Annotated in this window: 1 protein-coding gene; it reads right to left on the bottom strand. The window is 63.9% G+C overall.

From position 1 onward, the window contains the following. Positions 1-35 precede the first annotated feature (35 nt). The gene (locus tag E3O54_RS06395; RefSeq protein WP_370247441.1) at positions 36-1142 is read right to left on the bottom strand and encodes an IS30 family transposase; all 1107 of its coding nucleotides are present in this window, start codon (positions 1140-1142) and stop codon (positions 36-38) included. Between the last annotated feature and the right edge of the window lie 9 nt (positions 1143-1151).

Genomic DNA, 1151 nt, shown 5'->3' with positions numbered 1-1151 from the left:
GGGCGAATTCCAGCGGTCGTCGCAACACTGGTTGGTTAGCTGGATTCTAGTTCGTCGACGAGGAGCTCGGCTGGTGTTGTCCAACCGAGGCGTTTCCGGGGTCTGTTGTTGATCTTGGCGGCGACTGCAGCGAGGTCGTCGGCGCTGTGGATGGCGAGGTCGGTGTGCTTGGGGAAGTACTGTCGCAGCAGTCCGTTCATGTTCTCGTTGGAGCCGCGCTGCCAGGGCTTGCCGGCGTGAGCGAAGAACACACCGTCGGTGAAGAGGGAGGCGATCTTGTCGTGGCTGGCCATTTCGGCGCCCTGGTCCCAGGTCAAAGTCCGCCGGAGTTCCTGAGGTAGGGCAGACATCGCGGTGACGAGCGATGCGTTGACTTCAGCTGCTGTGTGCCCGCCGGGGAGGTGGAGGAGGACGGCGTAGCCGCTCTTGCGGTCGACCAGGGTGCCGATCGCCGACCGGGTGCGCGTGCCGATGATGAGGTCTCCTTCCCAGTCTCCGAACCGGGACCGGTCGTCCACGACCTGGGGGCGGTGGTCGATCAAGGTCGCCGGTGCGATGAAGCGTGGGGCACGTACGTCGGGGCGTCGTCGACGCTTGCGCAGTGGTCGGCCCGTTCGGAGATGGGGTGTCAATTTCCTGGTCAATCCGCTGTTTCCTGGCCAGTACAGGGCTTGGTAGATCGTTTCGTGGCACACGTGCCACAATCGTTTCTGCGGGTGAGTGTCTCGTAGCCAGTGGCTGATCTGTTCGGGGCTCCAATCCAGTTTCAGCTTGTCCTGGACCAAGTCGCGGAGCTGAGGGTCTTGTCCGATGCGCCCAGCTCGCACCCGTCGGGCCTTCTCTCGAGCTCGTGCGTGGGCCAGGACAGCGTCGTACTGGCCGCGGTCGTGTTTGCGCATATTGCGGCGAAGCTCGCGGCTGATCGTCGACGGTGACCGGCCGAGTCGCCTGGAGATCTCCCGGATGGACAATCCTTCTCGCCTGAACAAAGCGATCCGCTCACGTTCGATCAGGCTCAGGTACCGTTCGTGTCTGTCTGCCTCAGCAAGTCGTAGCGGCGCGATCCCACCACGTTGAGATCGCCAACGGTGACCGGTCGTGCGTCCGATCCCCACGCGCTTCGCGGCGGCGATCGGTCCGATCCCGGCAAG

Source organism: Cryobacterium sp. TMT2-4 (genome assembly GCF_004402575.1).
GTDB lineage: Bacteria > Actinomycetota > Actinomycetes > Actinomycetales > Microbacteriaceae > Cryobacterium > Cryobacterium sandaracinum.
This window is presented reverse-complemented; position numbering and strand designations above follow the sequence as displayed.